Here is a 15,792-nt window from a genome sequence, read left to right as displayed (position 1 = left end):
TATGAAAAGAATGTTTTTAATTGCATTAACGGTTTTTATTGGTGTTATCGCAGTATTTAATTTTTTAGATGACAAAGATAAAGCAAAAAAAGTTGTTCAAAATCAAACTCAAAAAAGTTCGAATGTAAAGAGGGTGAAAAATAGTTTAAAGATAAATGAAGCATCTTCAATTCAATCAACAGAATCTGAAAAAATTAGCTCAAGCGAGTTAAAGACAAAAACGTCAGATAGTGAAAAAGATCGACAAGCGGTCTTTGAAAATTATCTGACAATAGAACTTAATCAAGACGCTCTGACGAAACGTCAAGCTGGTTTGAAAGCGACTATGACAGATGACCTATATCAAAAGCTGAGTGTTGCATCAGATACGAATATACTCAAAAAGATGCTATCAGATTGGACGGATAAAAAAATCATGAACTCAAATATGCCCGTTCAATTATTGGAACAAGATATTTCGGACATCAAGGTGTCTGAGAATGTACAAGATAAAAATCAGATGATGGTGCAAGTCTTTTTGAAATTAACAAGTCCAATGAGTCCTACACCAGCTAAAGCGTCAAGAATTTATAGTGTGACGTTTTCTGGCGACAAAATGAGTGATATTAACTTATTAGACGAAAGTGTGGTGAAATAATGCTCAATGCAGAAAAAATACTTGATTTTGAAACAAGTCGAGAGTATAGACGGCGTGAAAAAGTATCTGTAAGTGTTTTGGTTTATTATGTGAAACGCCCGTTTATTGTTGTAACGATCATGAATCGCACTCATAAATTAGAAGTTGACACATTTGCTTTTGAGGAGGACTTTTCAATTATCGAAAAATTGTATGACGGCGATTTAGGAAACTTTGAGATTGCTAGAAGTACGATAGTAAAAAATCAGGATCATATCAGGCGGGCGCTAGAATACTTAAAAGTACGCCAACTTGAAATAGAAAAAGAAGGCGGAAAATGAATACAGAAGAAATGATAGACGAGTTACCAAAGTATATTTCAAAAAATGTAGATGAACTTTTAGGGATTTTCGGAACAAAGGAAATGTTGCTTGAACACTGGAAGTCTGATCTGGTTCTTTATCAAGGAATTGATAATGATTGGGATTTGGGTGTATATGTTTTTGAAAATTATCCAGAGATTAAAGATGTTCAAATTGGTTGGAACTTTCTTTCAGAATATATTGACTTCCAAGCGTTAGGACGAGATGTTGAAATGAATGGTTATGGTTTTTATGTTGATGAAGGATTTCTTAAGTATGTAGGTGGAGGGCTTGAATGGTAGAGTGGTTTAAAAAATGGTTTAATACACCGTTTTTCGAAGATGATTATGATGAATACCTTGAATCGTTGGAGGTACTATGAGAAGCAAACGAGAAAAGAGTTCTTATGGGAAAAACGTAAAAAAAGCAGTTGTTTGTTCAACTATTTTTATTGCTGGGGGTCTGCTTGCTGGTGTAATGAAAGCTTCTGCAGAAGATGTTGGTAGCCAAGTCATATATAGGGTTTATAATCCTAAATCTGGTGAACATTTTTATACAGCCAATGAATTTGAACGAGATAATCTAGTCAATAAAAACAACTGGAAATATGAAGGAATTGGCTGGGTTGCTCCAGTTAGTTCAAAAATCCCTGTTTATCGTCTTTATAGTAAAAATATTGGTGATCATCATTATACGGCAAGTGTGGCAGAGAAAAACAATTTAGTTAAATCAGGATGGGAATATGAAGGAATTAGTTGGTATGGATCAGAGAGTAATAAAGTTCCAGTCTACCGTGCATATAACAAAAATGCAAAGAGCGGGCGTCATAGCTATACAACAAGTGAAGTTGAGCAACAAAACTTAATTAAAAATAAGTGGCAGGACGAAGGCGTAGCTTGGTCAGCTATTGGTACTGGGGTTGTAACAAATACGGCTGGTGCAGATGCAACGACCGTCATCAAACAAATTTCATCGAATCCGAAATTTGCGGATCCTAGTGCCATCAGTGTGAAGGGTGTTACCTACATGTATGGCACGGGTACAGGAGGAAAGAAAATTCCGCTTGCTATTATGAACGGCGATGGCAGTTATAGGGTTGTGAAAGACGCTTTGAACAGGCTGCCAAAGTGGGGTACTGGTGGAATTTGGGCACCTAGCGTCAGCAAATTTAACGGCAAATATTACCTGTATTTTTCTGTGAAAGACAAGACAACAGGAAAGCGTCGGATTGCAGTTGCAACTTCTAGTACACCCGATGGCACATTTAGCGTTTCAGATAACCCTGTGATAGCTATGGATAATGCAGGTGGTGTGATTGATCCGTCAATTTATATTGAAAACGGTACACCTTATTTGCTTTATAAAAACGATGGTAATGCAATTATGCAAGCAAGTAATCTATATATCAGAAAATTAACCGCATCGGGTTTTACCGCAGCGAGTAACCCTTATAAGATGATTTCAAATCTAAACGTGGAGAACCCTAGTCCTAAACATAAAGGCAAACCAGCTTCTACAATTGAAGCGCCAAGCTTGATTAAATCGCCTGATGGCACATATGTTTTATTTTTTGCGGGAAACTCCTACGCGACCACTGACTATTTCACGGGATACGCAACATCTAAGAGCTTACTTGGCACATATAAATATCAAAATACAGTTTTAACGACAGAGAAAACAAATAATAAAATACAAGGTTCAGGAGGGGCAGAGATACTAACAAGCGATAGCGGTGAAAAGAAGCTCTACTTGCATGGTTGGGTAAATTATAATTCGTCAACTGATAAAAAGCGTGTCACCTATGGTATACCGTTTTCTTGGCAAGGAGGACACGTACCGTATGTGAACGTGAAATGAGGGGTTAATGATGAAAAGACAAAAGAAAATAATGCTGTGTGCGGGAATTTTGACTGTGGCACTTGCAGCAGGAGAAATAATTTTAGATGGTGTTAATCATCATGGGAAATTAAGTCCATATAGTGTCAGCGCAGACTCGATTACCGATAAAGCAGGAATAAGATTACGAACGCCATACCCGTCTGGAAAATACTCAGTGCAAGGACAATTATTGACCGATAATATTACAGCGACACTTGACTTCTCAGGTAAAGTGCCTGCAGATATAACGAAAAGCGGCGTCTATTTCAAAGTTTGGTCAGAAAGCAAAGGGCAAGACGACGTTTTTTGGTACAAAGGTGTCAAAAACGCATCGGGTGGATATGTCGCTATGATAGATGCCACAAAGCCCCTCGCATCAGGCAATGTCATTGTGCAAGCTTATACGGGCGATAAAAAGCGAGTGATTATCAGTGCTACTTATACAAACGGAACAATCAAGACAGCAAGTGACATACAAACAGCAATCAATGCAACTAAATCAGGTGGGACAACTGTCTTATCTGGTATTTATCGCTTGGATGGCTCAAGTATTTATATGGCGTCCAATAAAAAAGTAGATGCAAGGAATGCGGTATTTGTTGGATCTGGGTACATTTCAGCAGTTAATGCTAACAATATTTCATGGAATGGTGGGACATTCATCAGACGTAGCGATAGCGATCCAGTGAATCGAGCAGGTAGTAGCATTTTAGTTTTTCCAATTTGGAACTCTGATCACCTTAATTTTACAAACATGACCTTCATTCACAGTGGGATAAGCAGTCATATGTTTGACCTAATGGGGGCATCCTACGTCACCTTTTCAGGGATGGCTTTCAAAGGCTATCACCCGCTAGCCAATTCCTTTGCGACAAAACAAACTGCACACACCTACTATGCTGAAAGCGTACAAGTGGACTTTGCGACATCTTTGGCTGCAGGGGGCACTATTTTTGATAAGATAATTGCTCCAAAAGGTGGAAAAGAAACAGGTGCCCCAAGTCATCACATTACAATGAAAAACTCGACTTTCACAGATTATAATGTCTGGGGGCGTCCATATGAAAAGATGAAAAATCCAATGGGCAACCATAATAACCCAAATCCAGCACTAAACGGTGCTCCTTTGCCAGGTAAAAGCAAAGGTATTGGTTGGACACACGACATTTTAGTGCAAAATATTATTTGGAATCCAAAAGTAGGTGTGCCATTACCAAGTGGCTATAAAACATTCATGTTTCCAGCTGCCTATAACGTGACGGTGAGAAAATGATGAAAAAAATAAAAGTACTCGAACTTTTTGCTGGTGTTGGTGGTTTTAGGATTGGGCTTGAAAAAGCAAACAAAGATAAGTTTGAAACAAAGTGGAGCAATCAATTTGAGCCAAGTCGGACAAAACAGTGGGCATATGAAATTTATGATAAGCACTTTCCAGACTCTCAAAATATCAACGAAGACATCGCAAAAATGAACGATGAGATTTTCAAAAATATGGATGCTGACATGATTGTTGGCGGTTTTCCTTGTCAAGACTATTCAGTAGCACGCTCACTAAATAGAGAAAAAGGAATTGAAGGCAAAAAAGGTGTGCTTTTTTGGGAAATCATCCGTGCTGTAAAAAATATTCAACCTAAGTATTTGATTTTAGAGAACGTTGATCGGCTTTTAAAATCACCATCAAAACAACGTGGTCGAGATTTTGCAATTATGCTTAAAGCCTTTTCAGATTTGGACTACTCTGTGGAATGGCGAGTTGTTAATGCTGCTGATTACGGTGCACCACAGCGCAGACGTCGTGTTTTTATTTTTGTTACTAAAAACGTTTGCGAGGTAAGTGAAAACTATCTGATTAAGAACGGTGTCATGGCTAAAGCTTTTCCACTAACAGGAAATATTATAAAAAATAGGATAAAGTCTGATAATCTGCCATCAGATATTGTCAGTGTTTCTGATACCTATTCTAGCGAATTTTATAATTCTGGCATCATGAGTCACGGGAAATTTTTGACGATTGAAGTTGAACCAAAATCAGAAGGCGCAACACCACTTAAAGCAATTGTTGATGAAAAAGTTGAAGAGAAGTACTATCTTTCTGAAGAAAAAGTTGAGAAGTTTAATTATCTTCGTGGTGCTAAAAAGATTGAACGAAAAACAGCAGATGGACATAAATACTTTTACAGCGAAGGCGGCATGAGCCCGCATGATGATTTAAGCCTACCCGGACGCACGATGCTGACGAGCGAAGGAAGTATAAATCGTTCAACGCATTTTATTAAAGATGGCGACAAATATCGTATTTTAACACCTACTGAGGCAGAACGGTTGAACACTTTTCCAGATAATTGGACAGAAATATCTGGTATTACTGATGCAACGAGACGATTTTTAATGGGGAATGCCTTGGTGACTGACATGATTGCACGGATTGCTGAGGTGATTGATCGTGGTTGAATGCAATTTTTATGAAGATTTGGAATAAGAAAGAAGGAACGGATGCACAAAGAAATTTTTAGAGCAAACAGACACATCTGCCGAAATTGTGGCAGCGAAGAATTTGAGTGGTACGGCAGCACTTTTTACGATGGTGAAAGAATAGAAGAAGGGGCATGTGTAAAATGTCACAGCAAACATTCTAGGGTGTTTGACTTTTATTATATTTATACTGAACTGATTGATAGCAAAGAAAAGCATTATGATAAAGAAACAACTTGTCCAAACTGTGGTTCTTTTTTGGATAAAGATGAAGGTGAGCGACATAGCAAAGATAAAAAAATATGGTGGGTGGTGAAATGCCCTAATCCAAAATGTAAAAAACACTCTGCGGTAGTTTATGATGATGTGTATCAATTTTCAGTTGCAGAAGTAGAAGAAAGAGAATAAATGAATTATTTAACAGAAGAAGAGCAAGAAGAAATTTCGCAATATTTTCGTGCGTATGAAAAGAGTCTACTCACAACAAAAGAGCTTGCAGAGATTTTGCTTGAGTATTCAATTAGAGAGGATAATCGTTTTGCAGCATATTGGGAGGAATTAAATTCTTAATCAGATAGTTGTTTATTTGTAGTATATCATTAGTTCAATGGTAGAACGCTTGAAAAAAAGCGATGCGGGTTCGATTCCTGCATGATATGTTGATTTTGGGTGAAAGGAGGAAAAAGTTTGAAGCTGGTTTGAACTTGAAAATTTGATATAATAGAATTAAAGAAACAGGGAGGAATAGATTATGACGGTATTGACAGTGGGTGAAATCAAAGAAAAGATCAAGCCAATTATCGAAAAGTATGGTCTAAAGGAAGTTTACCTTTTTGGCTCTTATGCTCGTGGCGAAGCTGATGAAAACAGTGATGTAGATTTAGCTTTTGACTATGAAAGTAGCATGATTAGAGGTATCTTAGGTCAAATAAAGTTAAAAACCGAGTTAGAATCTGTTCTGTCTTTACCTGTTGATTTATTGACACTAGACAGGGTATATGAAAATGGAAGACTCGAAAATAGGCTAGTAAAGAGTTTTGAGAGAGATAGGGTGGAGCTAGTTGCGAGATAGTGTGAAGGAAGATTTACGTTATATTGAATTGATGATGTACAACATTGAGCGAATTAGAGAAAATATGACTCGTTTCTCAAAATTAGGAATAGATTTAAGTGATGAGATGGTTGTAGAAAACATTTCGTTTAACTTGTCGCAAATGGGGGAACAAGCTAGTTTGGCTAAGTTGTCAGAAGAAACGAAAGAAAAATATCCAGAAGTTGATTGGAATAGTATTCGTTTGTTAAGAAACTTTATAGATCATGAGTATAATAACATTCCTAAACGTGAAATTTTAGATGCTGTCAGAATTGATGTTACTAAATTAGAAAAGATTTTACCAGTGATTTATGATGATTTGCGTCATCGAAATAATTTTAGAAAAGACTAATAGAGCTAGTCTTTTTTTGTTGCTAAAATAACATCATCCAATGAAAGGAGAAGATGAGGATGGATATAAATAATTTTCCAGATATTTTAGTTGATAAGAAGTATTTGATTGAGCACTACTTACCATCATTAAAAATAAAAACGTTGGAAAAATACATGACGGAAATCAGGAAAAATAATGAATTTAAAAATATTTTAGTAAGCCCGAGTAGCAGAATGACGTTGATCAATGTGAAGGGCTTTTTTGGTTATCTGAAATATAGAGAGACGGAAAAATTTAAGTAAAAGTGGTATAATTAGTCTATTCAACTAATGATATACCGATGAAGGAGGGTATATTGTTTTATAAAAAAACGAGCAACGGTAAATACCGTTACTATGAAAAATTCTACGATGAAAGTGAAGGTAAGTGGAAACAAGCGACTGTCACGTTAAGTGCTAAATCAAGACAGGCACAAGGAGAAGCAAGAAGACGACTTGATAAGAAAATTGACGAAAAGTTGTCAGGGGAGTATGATTCAAGGAGAAACAGAAAGAAAATTGATCTTATAACTGTTGGTGAGGTTTTTGAAGAATATTGTGCTTTTAGAAAGCAAGAACTCAAAGATAGCACCTATTGGACTCAGACTAGAACGGTTAGGAGTATTTTAGGAAGTGTTATGGATAAGCGGATAAAAAGCGTAACAACTAGATATTTTCAAGTTTTTTTCACTTCGAGTCAAAGTTCGGCTACATATAAAAGAACTCAAAAAGTGTTGTTAAATCTATTTTTTCGTTATGCTTTGAATCTTGGCTATATTGACGATAATCCGATTGAAAAAGTTGAGTTGCCAAGACAAAGGAAACAATTAGAAGTAATTGAAAGAAAAAAAGCAAAGTTCTTTTCTAGGGAAGAGATGAAGCAGTTTATGAGTTTTTTCGATCCAAATCCAATCGCAATAAGAAAGAACCTTTTAATTGAGTTTATGTATTTGACGGGTGTTCGTATTGGAGAAGCACTGGCATTAACATGGGAAAATGTTGATTTAGAAAAACGGATAATTAACATAAAATATACAGTTGATTATCTGAGCGTGAAAATAAGCGATTTTAAAATAACATCCCCAAAAACAATTGATTCATACCGAAAAATTTCAATCAACACAAGGTGTATTGAGATATTAAACGAGATGAACCGTTTGAATCATGAAATAGTACCGAAAGATAAAAGATTTGTTTTTTTGAATAACAAAGGCACCTTGATAGATCCAAAAACAGTTAATTTTTATCTGAAAGAAGTAGGCAAGCGAGCTTGTCTGAATGAGAAATATCCAGAAGGATTTTCTAGTCATATGTTAAGACATTCGCATATTAGTTTGTTGGCTGAAATAGGTGTACCAATTAAGGCAATTATGGAGCGTGTAGGTCATAGCGACGAGAAAACGACTATTGGAGTTTATATGCACGTAACAGAAAAAATGCGGGATGAAGTGAGCGAAAAAATGGAAAATATTGGGTAAAAAAGAGTAACCAAAAGAGTAACCAAAAGGCTTGGTTAGCGTGTAGAATATAGGAGGATGTAGGAGACCAATGGTGCTTTGCAAATGCCTTGAGAATGGGACTTAAGAGGATGTGGGAGTAGATGAAAGAATCTAAAAAAGGTATAATAGAAGTGTTTATCAGAAAGGTCATATCACTATGAAACTCTATTTTCAATTCATGTATATCCTCTTGTTTTCTATCGTAGGAGAATTTTTATCAACAGGACTAAATCTACCTGTACCAGGCTCGATTATTGGCATGGTTTTACTATTTGTTGCACTCAAGCTCAAATGGCTTCGCCTGCGACAGATCTATGATGTGGGGCAGTTTTTGATTGAAAATATGACGATTTTATTTTTACCAGCAGGCGTTGGCATCATGAGCCATTGGGGTGCGATTTCAAAGTACTGGTGGCAGATTATCGTGATTGTCGTGCTTGCCATTGTGGTTAATATTGCCGTGATTGGGTTTGTGACCCAGTTTGTCAAAAGACGTTTTGAAGGAGATTATAAAAAATGAGTCAAGTATTTGCAAATCCCTTGTTTGGTCTGACGGTATCGATTTTGGCTTATTTTATTGCCGCACTGATTCACAGAAAGTGGACTAATCCAGCGACGACGCCCTTGCTTCTCGCGGTGCTCATGATCATCATTTTTTTGAAACTCACAGGTATTTCCTACAAAGATTATTATGTGGGCGGCTCTTATCTGAATACCTTGATTGTGCCCTCGACCGTGGCGCTTGGCATTCCGCTTTTCCAAGCCTTTAAACTCATGAAGTTTCACGCGCGCAGCATCATCACAGGCGTTGTCGTGGGTGCTATCGTAAACACTACGCTGACAGCTCTCCTTGCCAAAGCCTTTGGCATGAATTTTTTCCTTGCGATAAGTCTCTTTCCAAAGTCCGTCACCACCGCCATGGCCATTGGTATTACTGGGAAAATGGCGGGTATGACCACGATAACGCTTGTTGTTGTAGTAGCGACAGGTATTTTGACCTCAGTTATCGGACCAGTCCTGCTTGATTTATTTGGCATTAAAGATAAAGTCGCAAAAGGTGTTGCCCTTGGTGGCACAGGCCATGCTATTGGGACAGGTGCAGCCATGCAGCTTGGACAAATTGAAGGCGCTATGGCAGGCCTTTCAATTGGCGTTACAGGCATCGTTTATGTCATCGTGAGTCCGATTATTGCAGCCATCATCCTAAAATAAGGTTAATTTTAAGGTATTTTTGATATAATAGAGATATGAAAAAATTTCAAATTATTTATAACGATTTTAGAAACAAAATTGTAAATGGCACCTATGCAGCAGGGCAAGCATTGCCAAAAGAAGCTGATGTTTGTGAAACATTTGGCGTCAGCAAGATGACAGCAAAGCGTGCGTTTGACATGCTTGTTTCTGACGGCTTCATCGTTAAACAACGTGGCAAAGGCACATTTGTCCAAGATATTTCACCAGCAGAGATGGAAATACTGGCTGAAGCCAACCAGTTTTTAGGGACGACCGCGCTCAATCCAAAAAAATCTGTCACCTCAAGTGTTCTACATTTTGAGACGATCAGTGTGCCACTTGACGTCGCAGACAAGCTCAATATTTCGCCAATCGAGCAGGTCTACGACATTTTACGTGTGCGTCAGGTTGACGGGATGCCCATGGTCATCGAGCATACATACATGCCGATCAAGACCATTCCTGATCTCAGTCTCAAAAATGTTGAAAGCTCAATTTACAACTATATCGAGCATAAGCTTAACCTGAAAATCGCCTCAGCACGTCGGACAATCAGTGCCCGAAAAGCAACGGGCGAAGAAGCAGCACTGCTCATGTTACGCAAAAATGACCCCGTAGTCGAGGTCAAACAAATTGGTTATTTGGCAGATGGGGTTGCCTTTGAAAATTCAACGAGTATTCACCGTTATGACGAATATGAGTTTGAGATTGTTTTGCATCGGAAAAACTAAGTAAACTTATGGAAGACTTAGTCAAAATAACCCATGAGTTCGTCAGAAACAGCTGGCAGATATTCATGACCGTATTCTGGAACAGTGATAAGCTGTTTTTTTGATATAATCGTGTTTAATTTGTTTAATCCACACTTGAAAAAAGATGATAAATAGCTTATACTAGATAAAGATGTAAGCGCATTCATTGCAAAACATAAAACAAATGGGAAATGGAGAAAAAATGGCACTACTTACAATAGACGTTGGTGGCACGACTATCAAATATGCGAGCTTTGAAAATGGGGAACTCGCGCACAAAGGTGCAGTTGACACGCCAAATCAACTCGCAGATTTTTATAAGGTACTCACGAAAATCAAAACAGATATGGCTGAAAAAGTTGATCTGACGGGTGTTGCCATGAGCTTGCCAGGCGCTGTCAGCAAGTCTGACGGTGTCATCTATGGTGCATCGGCGATTCCCTACATTCACAACTTTCCAATCAAGCCTGTTTTGGAGGCAAGCTTTGAGCTGCCCGTTTCCATGGAAAACGATGCCAATTGTGCGGCGCTTGCCGAAGTTGCCTACGGTGCGGGGAAAGACTATCAGGATTTGCTCTTTTTCGTCATTGGAACGGGGATTGGCGGTTCGGTCGTTCTTGACCGGAAGATTCGCCATGGCGCACACCTCATGGGCGGCGAGTTTGGCTTCATGCTCATGCGAGACCACACGCTGTCGACCGATTCTAGCCCGGTTCAGATGGCAGGGCGCTACAATCTAAAAAACGGGACTAACGTCAGTGGTCAGGAAGTCTTTGCGCTAGCGGAAAATGGAGACAGCGAGGCAAAAGTCGTTGTTGACACTTTATTTGACAGTCTTGCCCGCGCGATTTTTAACTTGCAATACGCGCTAGACCCTGAAATTGTTTTATTAGGTGGCGGGATTTCACAGGCAGACTTTCTGATACCAAAACTACAAAAAGCACTTGAAAAAGTCTATCAACAAGTCGAGATTGCAACGATCATGCCTAAAATTGCTGTCTGTCATTTTCAAAATGATGCCAATTTAATTGGGGCAGCAGCAGATTTTATTGCTGAAAACTAAAAAAGCCTATAAAAGCCGTTCTGACGCGTCAGAATCGCTTTTTTTAGATGTCAAAAAAAGCTGTTTCTCCTATAAGAAAACACAAAAACAAAGTTGAAACTTGACAAGATGAAAAAAAGCCGTTATCATAAGTTAAACAAGACTTTATCGAAAATAGAAAGTTGGCACCGCTATGGTAACAGCAACGACAACAAAAGCAAAGACTGTCAAAAAAACGGCAGCGAAAAAAACAACCACCACAAAGAAAAAAGCAACAAGCAAAATAAAGAAAAACCTCGTCATTGTCGAATCACCTGCTAAGGCAAAGACCATCGAAAAATATCTAGGTCGCAACTATAAAGTTGTCGCCTCAGTCGGTCATATCCGTGATTTGAAAAAATCAACCATGTCAGTCGACATTGAACACAACTATGAGCCGCAGTATATCAATATCCGTGGTAAAGGACCCCTGATCAATTCGCTGAAAAAAGAGGCGAAAAACGCCAAAGCTGTCTATCTGGCAAGTGACCCGGATAGAGAGGGAGAAGCGATTTCTTGGCATTTAGCGCATATCTTAGGGCTTGACGTTGCGGATAAAAATCGTGTGGTCTTTAATGAAATCACAAAAGATGCCGTTAAAGACGCTTTTAAAGAGCCTCGTTCTATTGATTTAGACTTGGTCGATGCGCAACAAGCCAGACGGATTCTTGACCGCCTAGTTGGCTATTCGATTTCGCCGATTTTATGGAAAAAGATCAAAAAAGGTCTGTCTGCCGGCCGTGTTCAATCCATCGCACTCAAGCTAATCATAGACCGTGAGAACGAAATTAATGCTTTCATCCCAGAAGAATATTGGTCGATTGAGGGCAATTTCAAAAAAGGCACGAAGAAATTCGCAGGTAGTTTTTATGGCATTGATGGTAAAAAGAAAAAACTGCATAAAAATGCCGATGTCATTGAGGTTATGGAACGCTTGACGTCTAACGACTTTACTGTCGAAAAAGTTGATAAAAAAGAACGCCGTAGAAATGCACCGCTGCCTTATACGACGTCATCATTGCAACAGGACTCAGCAAATAAAATCAATTTTCGTGCCCGTAAAACCATGTCTGTGGCGCAACAATTATACGAAGGCATTACCCTTGGTCCAAACGGTCATCAGGGCTTGATTACCTATATGCGGACGGACTCGACACGGATTTCACCTGTCGCACAAAGCGCCGCATCAAGCTATATCGTAAGTACTTTTGGGGAAAAATACAGCAAACATGGCAGCAAGGTCAAAAATGTCGCAGGCGCGCAAGACGCCCATGAGGCCATCCGCCCGTCAAACGTCTTTAACACGCCTGAAAGCATTGCCAAGTACCTTGACAAAGACCAGCTTAAGCTTTATCGCTTGATCTGGAATCGTTTTGTTGCCAGTCAGATGACATCCGCAGTCTTTGATACTGTCAAGGTCAACCTCGTGCAAAATGGTGTCATGTTCACGTCAAACGGCTCACAAGTCAAGTTTGACGGGTATATGGCTGTTTACAACGATTCTGATAAAAATAAAATGCTACCTGAGATGGCTGCAGGTGATACGGTCAAAAAAGATAGCATCAAGCCTGAACAACATTTTACCCAGCCGCCAGCTAGATATAGCGAAGCAACGCTGATTAAAACGCTTGAAGAGATTGGCGTTGGCCGTCCGTCGACCTATGCGCCAACCTTAGAGACGATTCAACGCAGATACTATGTCAAACTCTCAGCCAAGCGTTTTGAGCCGACTGAGCTTGGCGAGATTGTCAACAACATGGTTGTCGAATTTTTCCCAAATATCGTTAATACTGAGTTTACCGTAGATATGGAACACTCACTTGACGACGTTGAGCACGGCGCTAGAAAATGGGTGGAAGTCGTAGATGAGTTCTACAAACCATTTGCCAAAGAGCTTGTCAAAGCTGAAACAGAGATTGAAAAAATCCAGATAAAAGATGAGCCCGCAGGATTTGACTGTGACGTCTGTGGCAATCCAATGGTCATCAAACTTGGCAAATTTGGCAAGTTTTATGCCTGTAGTAATTTCCCTGATTGTCGCAATACCAAGGCCATTGTCAAAGAAATCGGCGTGATCTGTCCGACTTGTCATGAAGGACAAGTCATTGAGCGTAAGTCAAAACGTAATCGTATTTTCTACGGCTGTGCCCGCTATCCTGACTGCGAGTTTACATCGTGGGATAAACCTGTCGGTCGTGACTGTCCAAAATGTGGTCAGTTCCTGGTCGAAAAGAAAGTCCGCGGTGGTGGGAAACAAGTCGTGTGTAGCAATGGTGACTATGAAGAAGAGAAGATCAAGTAAGCTTGATTTTGTATGTTCGTTGTAGGCTGCAATCGCATAAAACGCTGTCTAAGGATAGCGTTTTTACACGAAATTTTGCCAAAATCAAAAAAATAAGGTATGCTATAAAGTAAGTGGTATCGTAAAGCTACCAAATGTCGTACCAAAGGAAAACTAAATTGACAATAGATATTAACAACTATAACGACGATGCCATTCAGGTTTTAGAAGGCCTTGATGCTGTTCGTAAACGTCCTGGGATGTATATTGGCTCAACTGATGGCATCGGTCTGCATCATTTGGTCTGGGAAATCGTCGATAATGCCGTAGATGAGGCCTTATCAGGCTTTGGCGACAAGATTGATGTGACCATTCACAAGGATGGCTCGCTCACAGTCGCAGATAGCGGGCGTGGCATGCCAGTTGGGATGCACGCGACAGGGATTCCGACAGTTGAGGTGATTTTTACCGTGCTCCACGCAGGCGGTAAGTTTGGCCAAGGTGGCTACAAAACATCGGGCGGGCTCCATGGTGTCGGATCGTCCGTGGTCAATGCCCTCTCAAGCTATCTCGAAGTTGAAATCACGCGCGATGGCACTGTTTATCGTCAGCGTTTTGAAAATGGTGGCAAACCCGTGACAACGCTTGAAAAAATCGGAAAAGCACCAAAAAGTCAGACTGGAACAAAAGTCCATTTTATGCCTGATGATACGATTTTTTCAACGACAGAGTTCAAGTATGCAACGATTTTTGATCGGCTCAACGAGTCTGCTTTTCTCTTGCCAAATGTCACAATGAACCTGACAGATGAGCGTCGTTTGCTAGATGACGGTAGTTTTGAGACAGCTAGTTTTCACTATGAAAATGGCGTTCAGGACTTTGTTGCCTATCTGAACGAAGATAAAGATACCTTGACGCCTGTCATGTATTTTTCAGGAGAAGCAGAGGACTTTCAAGTTGAAGTCGCAATTCAGTACAATGACGGTTATTCTGACAATATCTTAAGCTTTGTCAATAACGTTAAGACAAAAGATGGTGGTACGCACGAAGCTGGACTGAAACAGGCAATCACCAAGTCTATGAACGATTATGCGAGAAAAACAGGACTGCTCAAAGAAAAAGATAAAAACTTAGAAGGTTCTGACTATCGTGAAGGATTGACTGCGATTTTATCTGTTTTGGTGCCAGAAGAGCATTTGCAGTTTGAAGGTCAGACAAAAGATAAGCTGGGCAGTCCTAAGGCACGTCCAATTGTTGATAATGTCATCAGTGAAAAACTGGCATTTTTTCTCATGGAAAATGCTGAGCTATCGCAAAATCTGATTCGCAAAGCAATCAAAGCGCGTGATGCCCGTGAAGCTGCACGCAAGGCGCGTGATGATGCCAGATCAGGTAAGAAAGGTAAGAAAGACAAGGGCCTCTTATCGGGTAAATTGACGCCAGCGCAAGGGAAAAATCCTGCGAAAAACGAGATTTATCTGGTCGAAGGAGATTCTGCCGGTGGTTCTGCTAAACAAGGTCGTGATCGCAAGTTTCAAGCGATTCTACCATTGCGCGGGAAAGTCATCAACACTGAAAAAGCAAAAATGGCTGACATTCTCAAAAATGAAGAAATCAATACCATGATTTACACCATTGGTGCGGGCGTCGGGGCTGATTTTCAGATTGATGATGTCAACTACGATAAGGTCATCATCATGACCGATGCAGATACCGATGGTGCGCATATCCAGACGCTACTTTTGACATTTTTCTACCGTTATATGAAACCATTGATTGAAAACGGGCATGTCTACATTGCCCTACCGCCTTTATATAAAATGAGTCAGGGTAAAGGCAAGTCGGAAAAAATCGAGTATGCCTGGACTGACGGCGAGTTAAATGACATTCGCAAGCATTTCAATAAAGGTGCGATTTTGCAACGTTATAAAGGGCTTGGTGAGATGAATGCGGATCAGCTCTGGGAAACAACTATGAATCCTGAGTCGAGAACCTTGATTCAAGTCACGCTAGATGATGTGGCGCAGGCCGAAAAACGGGTATCCGTGCTCATGGGTGACAAGGTTGAGCCACGCCGTAAGTGGATTGAAAACAATGTCGAGTTTACACTTGAAGAAAAAAGCGAAGTGATGCAATAAGATGGTTCTTTTTCG

18 protein-coding genes and 1 tRNA gene are annotated in these 15,792 nt (G+C 39.7%); all 19 read left to right on the top strand.

Annotated features, from left to right (window positions below; translation table 11 throughout):
• Nucleotides 1-10 precede the first annotated feature (10 nt).
• The 19 genes from Hs20B_RS06210 to parE all read left to right on the top strand — a co-directional run bounded on the left by Hs20B_RS06210 (nt 11) and on the right by parE (nt 15,777).
• Nucleotides 11-637: a hypothetical protein gene (locus Hs20B_RS06210; RefSeq protein ID WP_172356670.1), complete on the top strand. Its 627-nt coding sequence runs from the start codon at nt 11-13 to the stop codon at nt 635-637.
• The gene (locus Hs20B_RS06205) at nt 637-957 is read left to right on the top strand and encodes a hypothetical protein (RefSeq protein ID WP_172356668.1); all 321 of its coding nucleotides are present in this window, start codon (nt 637-639) and stop codon (nt 955-957) included. The genes Hs20B_RS06210 and Hs20B_RS06205 overlap by 1 nt, the downstream gene beginning before the upstream one ends.
• The gene (locus Hs20B_RS06200; protein ID WP_172356666.1) at nt 954-1,280 is read left to right on the top strand and encodes an antirestriction protein ArdA; all 327 of its coding nucleotides are present in this window, start codon (nt 954-956) and stop codon (nt 1,278-1,280) included. The genes Hs20B_RS06205 and Hs20B_RS06200 overlap by 4 nt, the downstream gene beginning before the upstream one ends.
• 76 nt (nt 1,281-1,356) lie before the next feature.
• Complete coding sequence (locus tag Hs20B_RS06195) at nt 1,357-2,835, top strand: family 43 glycosylhydrolase (RefSeq protein ID WP_172356664.1); 1,479 nt, start codon at nt 1,357-1,359, stop codon at nt 2,833-2,835.
• A gap of 7 nt (nt 2,836-2,842) precedes the next feature.
• Nucleotides 2,843-4,129, top strand: a complete 1,287-nt coding sequence (locus Hs20B_RS06190; RefSeq protein ID WP_172356662.1) for a GBS Bsp-like repeat-containing protein — start codon at nt 2,843-2,845, stop codon at nt 4,127-4,129.
• Nucleotides 4,126-5,307 carry a DNA (cytosine-5-)-methyltransferase gene (gene dcm / locus Hs20B_RS06185; protein WP_172356660.1) on the top strand — a complete coding sequence of 394 codons (1,182 nt, stop codon included), beginning with the start codon at nt 4,126-4,128 and terminating at the stop codon, nt 5,305-5,307. The genes Hs20B_RS06190 and dcm overlap by 4 nt, the downstream gene beginning before the upstream one ends.
• Before the next feature lie 42 nt (nt 5,308-5,349).
• Complete coding sequence (locus Hs20B_RS06180; protein ID WP_172356658.1) at nt 5,350-5,736, top strand: hypothetical protein; 387 nt, start codon at nt 5,350-5,352, stop codon at nt 5,734-5,736.
• Nucleotides 5,737-5,898 carry a hypothetical protein gene (locus tag Hs20B_RS06175; RefSeq protein ID WP_172356656.1) on the top strand — a complete coding sequence of 54 codons (162 nt, stop codon included), beginning with the start codon at nt 5,737-5,739 and terminating at the stop codon, nt 5,896-5,898.
• Between the two features lie 23 nt (nt 5,899-5,921).
• Nucleotides 5,922-5,987: transfer RNA gene (locus Hs20B_RS06170), tRNA-OTHER, on the top strand.
• A 92-nt stretch (nt 5,988-6,079) separates the two neighbouring features.
• Entirely contained in the window at nt 6,080-6,400 is a 321-nt protein-coding gene (locus Hs20B_RS06165) for a nucleotidyltransferase family protein (RefSeq protein WP_172356654.1), read from the top strand.
• Nucleotides 6,401-6,431: 31 nt separating this feature from the next.
• Nucleotides 6,432-6,773, top strand: coding sequence for a HepT-like ribonuclease domain-containing protein (locus tag Hs20B_RS06160; protein ID WP_172356652.1), 342 nt, complete (start codon nt 6,432-6,434; stop codon nt 6,771-6,773).
• Nucleotides 6,774-6,832: 59 nt separating this feature from the next.
• The gene (locus tag Hs20B_RS06155) at nt 6,833-7,057 is read left to right on the top strand and encodes an excisionase (RefSeq protein ID WP_228407515.1); all 225 of its coding nucleotides are present in this window, start codon (nt 6,833-6,835) and stop codon (nt 7,055-7,057) included.
• 53 nt (nt 7,058-7,110) lie between these two features.
• Nucleotides 7,111-8,271 (top strand): tyrosine-type recombinase/integrase, encoded by a 1,161-nt coding sequence (locus Hs20B_RS06150; RefSeq protein WP_172356648.1) that lies wholly within the window; start codon nt 7,111-7,113, stop codon nt 8,269-8,271.
• A 178-nt stretch (nt 8,272-8,449) separates the two neighbouring features.
• Nucleotides 8,450-8,812: a CidA/LrgA family protein gene (locus tag Hs20B_RS06145; RefSeq protein ID WP_172356646.1), complete on the top strand. Its 363-nt coding sequence runs from the start codon at nt 8,450-8,452 to the stop codon at nt 8,810-8,812.
• Entirely contained in the window at nt 8,809-9,504 is a 696-nt protein-coding gene (locus Hs20B_RS06140) for an LrgB family protein (RefSeq protein WP_172356644.1), read from the top strand. Before Hs20B_RS06145 ends, Hs20B_RS06140 begins: the two co-directional genes overlap by 4 nt.
• Nucleotides 9,505-9,539: 35 nt before the next feature.
• On the top strand, nt 9,540-10,256 hold the full coding sequence (locus tag Hs20B_RS06135) for a GntR family transcriptional regulator (protein ID WP_172356642.1): 717 nt from the start codon (nt 9,540-9,542) through the stop codon (nt 10,254-10,256).
• A gap of 223 nt (nt 10,257-10,479) precedes the next feature.
• Entirely contained in the window at nt 10,480-11,340 is an 861-nt protein-coding gene (locus Hs20B_RS06130; protein ID WP_172356640.1) for an ROK family protein, read from the top strand.
• 172 nt (nt 11,341-11,512) lie between these two features.
• A complete protein-coding gene (gene topA, locus Hs20B_RS06125; RefSeq protein ID WP_172356638.1) occupies nt 11,513-13,660 on the top strand; it encodes a type I DNA topoisomerase in 2,148 nt (715 codons plus the stop codon).
• 134 nt (nt 13,661-13,794) lie between these two features.
• Nucleotides 13,795-15,777: a DNA topoisomerase IV subunit B gene (gene parE, locus Hs20B_RS06120; RefSeq protein WP_172356636.1), complete on the top strand. Its 1,983-nt coding sequence runs from the start codon at nt 13,795-13,797 to the stop codon at nt 15,775-15,777.
• Nucleotides 15,778-15,792 lie beyond the last annotated feature (15 nt).

Origin of the sequence: Pseudolactococcus insecticola (genome assembly GCF_011170065.1) — a bacterium.
Taxonomy (GTDB): Bacteria; Bacillota; Bacilli; order Lactobacillales; family Streptococcaceae; genus Pseudolactococcus; species Pseudolactococcus insecticola.
Note: the sequence above shows the minus strand (reverse complement) of the source record. Positions and strands in the feature narration are given on the sequence as shown.

Bases quoted from the DNA above. Each gene is read 5' to 3' on its own strand.
- dcm (WP_172356660.1), top strand. From the start codon at position 4,126: ATGATGAAAAAAATAAAAGTACTCGAACTTTTTGCTGGTGTTGGTGGT.
- Hs20B_RS06140 (WP_172356644.1), top strand. From the start codon at position 8,809: ATGAGTCAAGTATTTGCAAATCCCTTGTTTGGTCTGACGGTATCGATT.
- Hs20B_RS06160 (WP_172356652.1), top strand. From the start codon at position 6,432: ATGATGTACAACATTGAGCGAATTAGAGAAAATATGACTCGTTTCTCA.
- Hs20B_RS06195 (WP_172356664.1), top strand. From the start codon at position 1,357: ATGAGAAGCAAACGAGAAAAGAGTTCTTATGGGAAAAACGTAAAAAAA.
- Hs20B_RS06205 (WP_172356668.1), top strand. From the start codon at position 637: ATGCTCAATGCAGAAAAAATACTTGATTTTGAAACAAGTCGAGAGTAT.
- Hs20B_RS06145 (WP_172356646.1), top strand. From the start codon at position 8,450: ATGAAACTCTATTTTCAATTCATGTATATCCTCTTGTTTTCTATCGTA.
- Hs20B_RS06165 (WP_172356654.1), top strand. From the start codon at position 6,080: ATGACGGTATTGACAGTGGGTGAAATCAAAGAAAAGATCAAGCCAATT.
- parE (WP_172356636.1), top strand. From the start codon at position 13,795: ATGTCGTACCAAAGGAAAACTAAATTGACAATAGATATTAACAACTAT.
- Hs20B_RS06180 (WP_172356658.1), top strand. From the start codon at position 5,350: ATGCACAAAGAAATTTTTAGAGCAAACAGACACATCTGCCGAAATTGT.
- Hs20B_RS06130 (WP_172356640.1), top strand. From the start codon at position 10,480: ATGGCACTACTTACAATAGACGTTGGTGGCACGACTATCAAATATGCG.
- Hs20B_RS06190 (WP_172356662.1), top strand. From the start codon at position 2,843: ATGATGAAAAGACAAAAGAAAATAATGCTGTGTGCGGGAATTTTGACT.
- topA (WP_172356638.1), top strand. From the start codon at position 11,513: ATGGTAACAGCAACGACAACAAAAGCAAAGACTGTCAAAAAAACGGCA.
- Hs20B_RS06175 (WP_172356656.1), top strand. From the start codon at position 5,737: ATGAATTATTTAACAGAAGAAGAGCAAGAAGAAATTTCGCAATATTTT.
- Hs20B_RS06210 (WP_172356670.1), top strand. From the start codon at position 11: ATGTTTTTAATTGCATTAACGGTTTTTATTGGTGTTATCGCAGTATTT.
- Hs20B_RS06135 (WP_172356642.1), top strand. From the start codon at position 9,540: ATGAAAAAATTTCAAATTATTTATAACGATTTTAGAAACAAAATTGTA.
- Hs20B_RS06200 (WP_172356666.1), top strand. From the start codon at position 954: ATGAATACAGAAGAAATGATAGACGAGTTACCAAAGTATATTTCAAAA.
- Hs20B_RS06155 (WP_228407515.1), top strand. From the start codon at position 6,833: ATGGATATAAATAATTTTCCAGATATTTTAGTTGATAAGAAGTATTTG.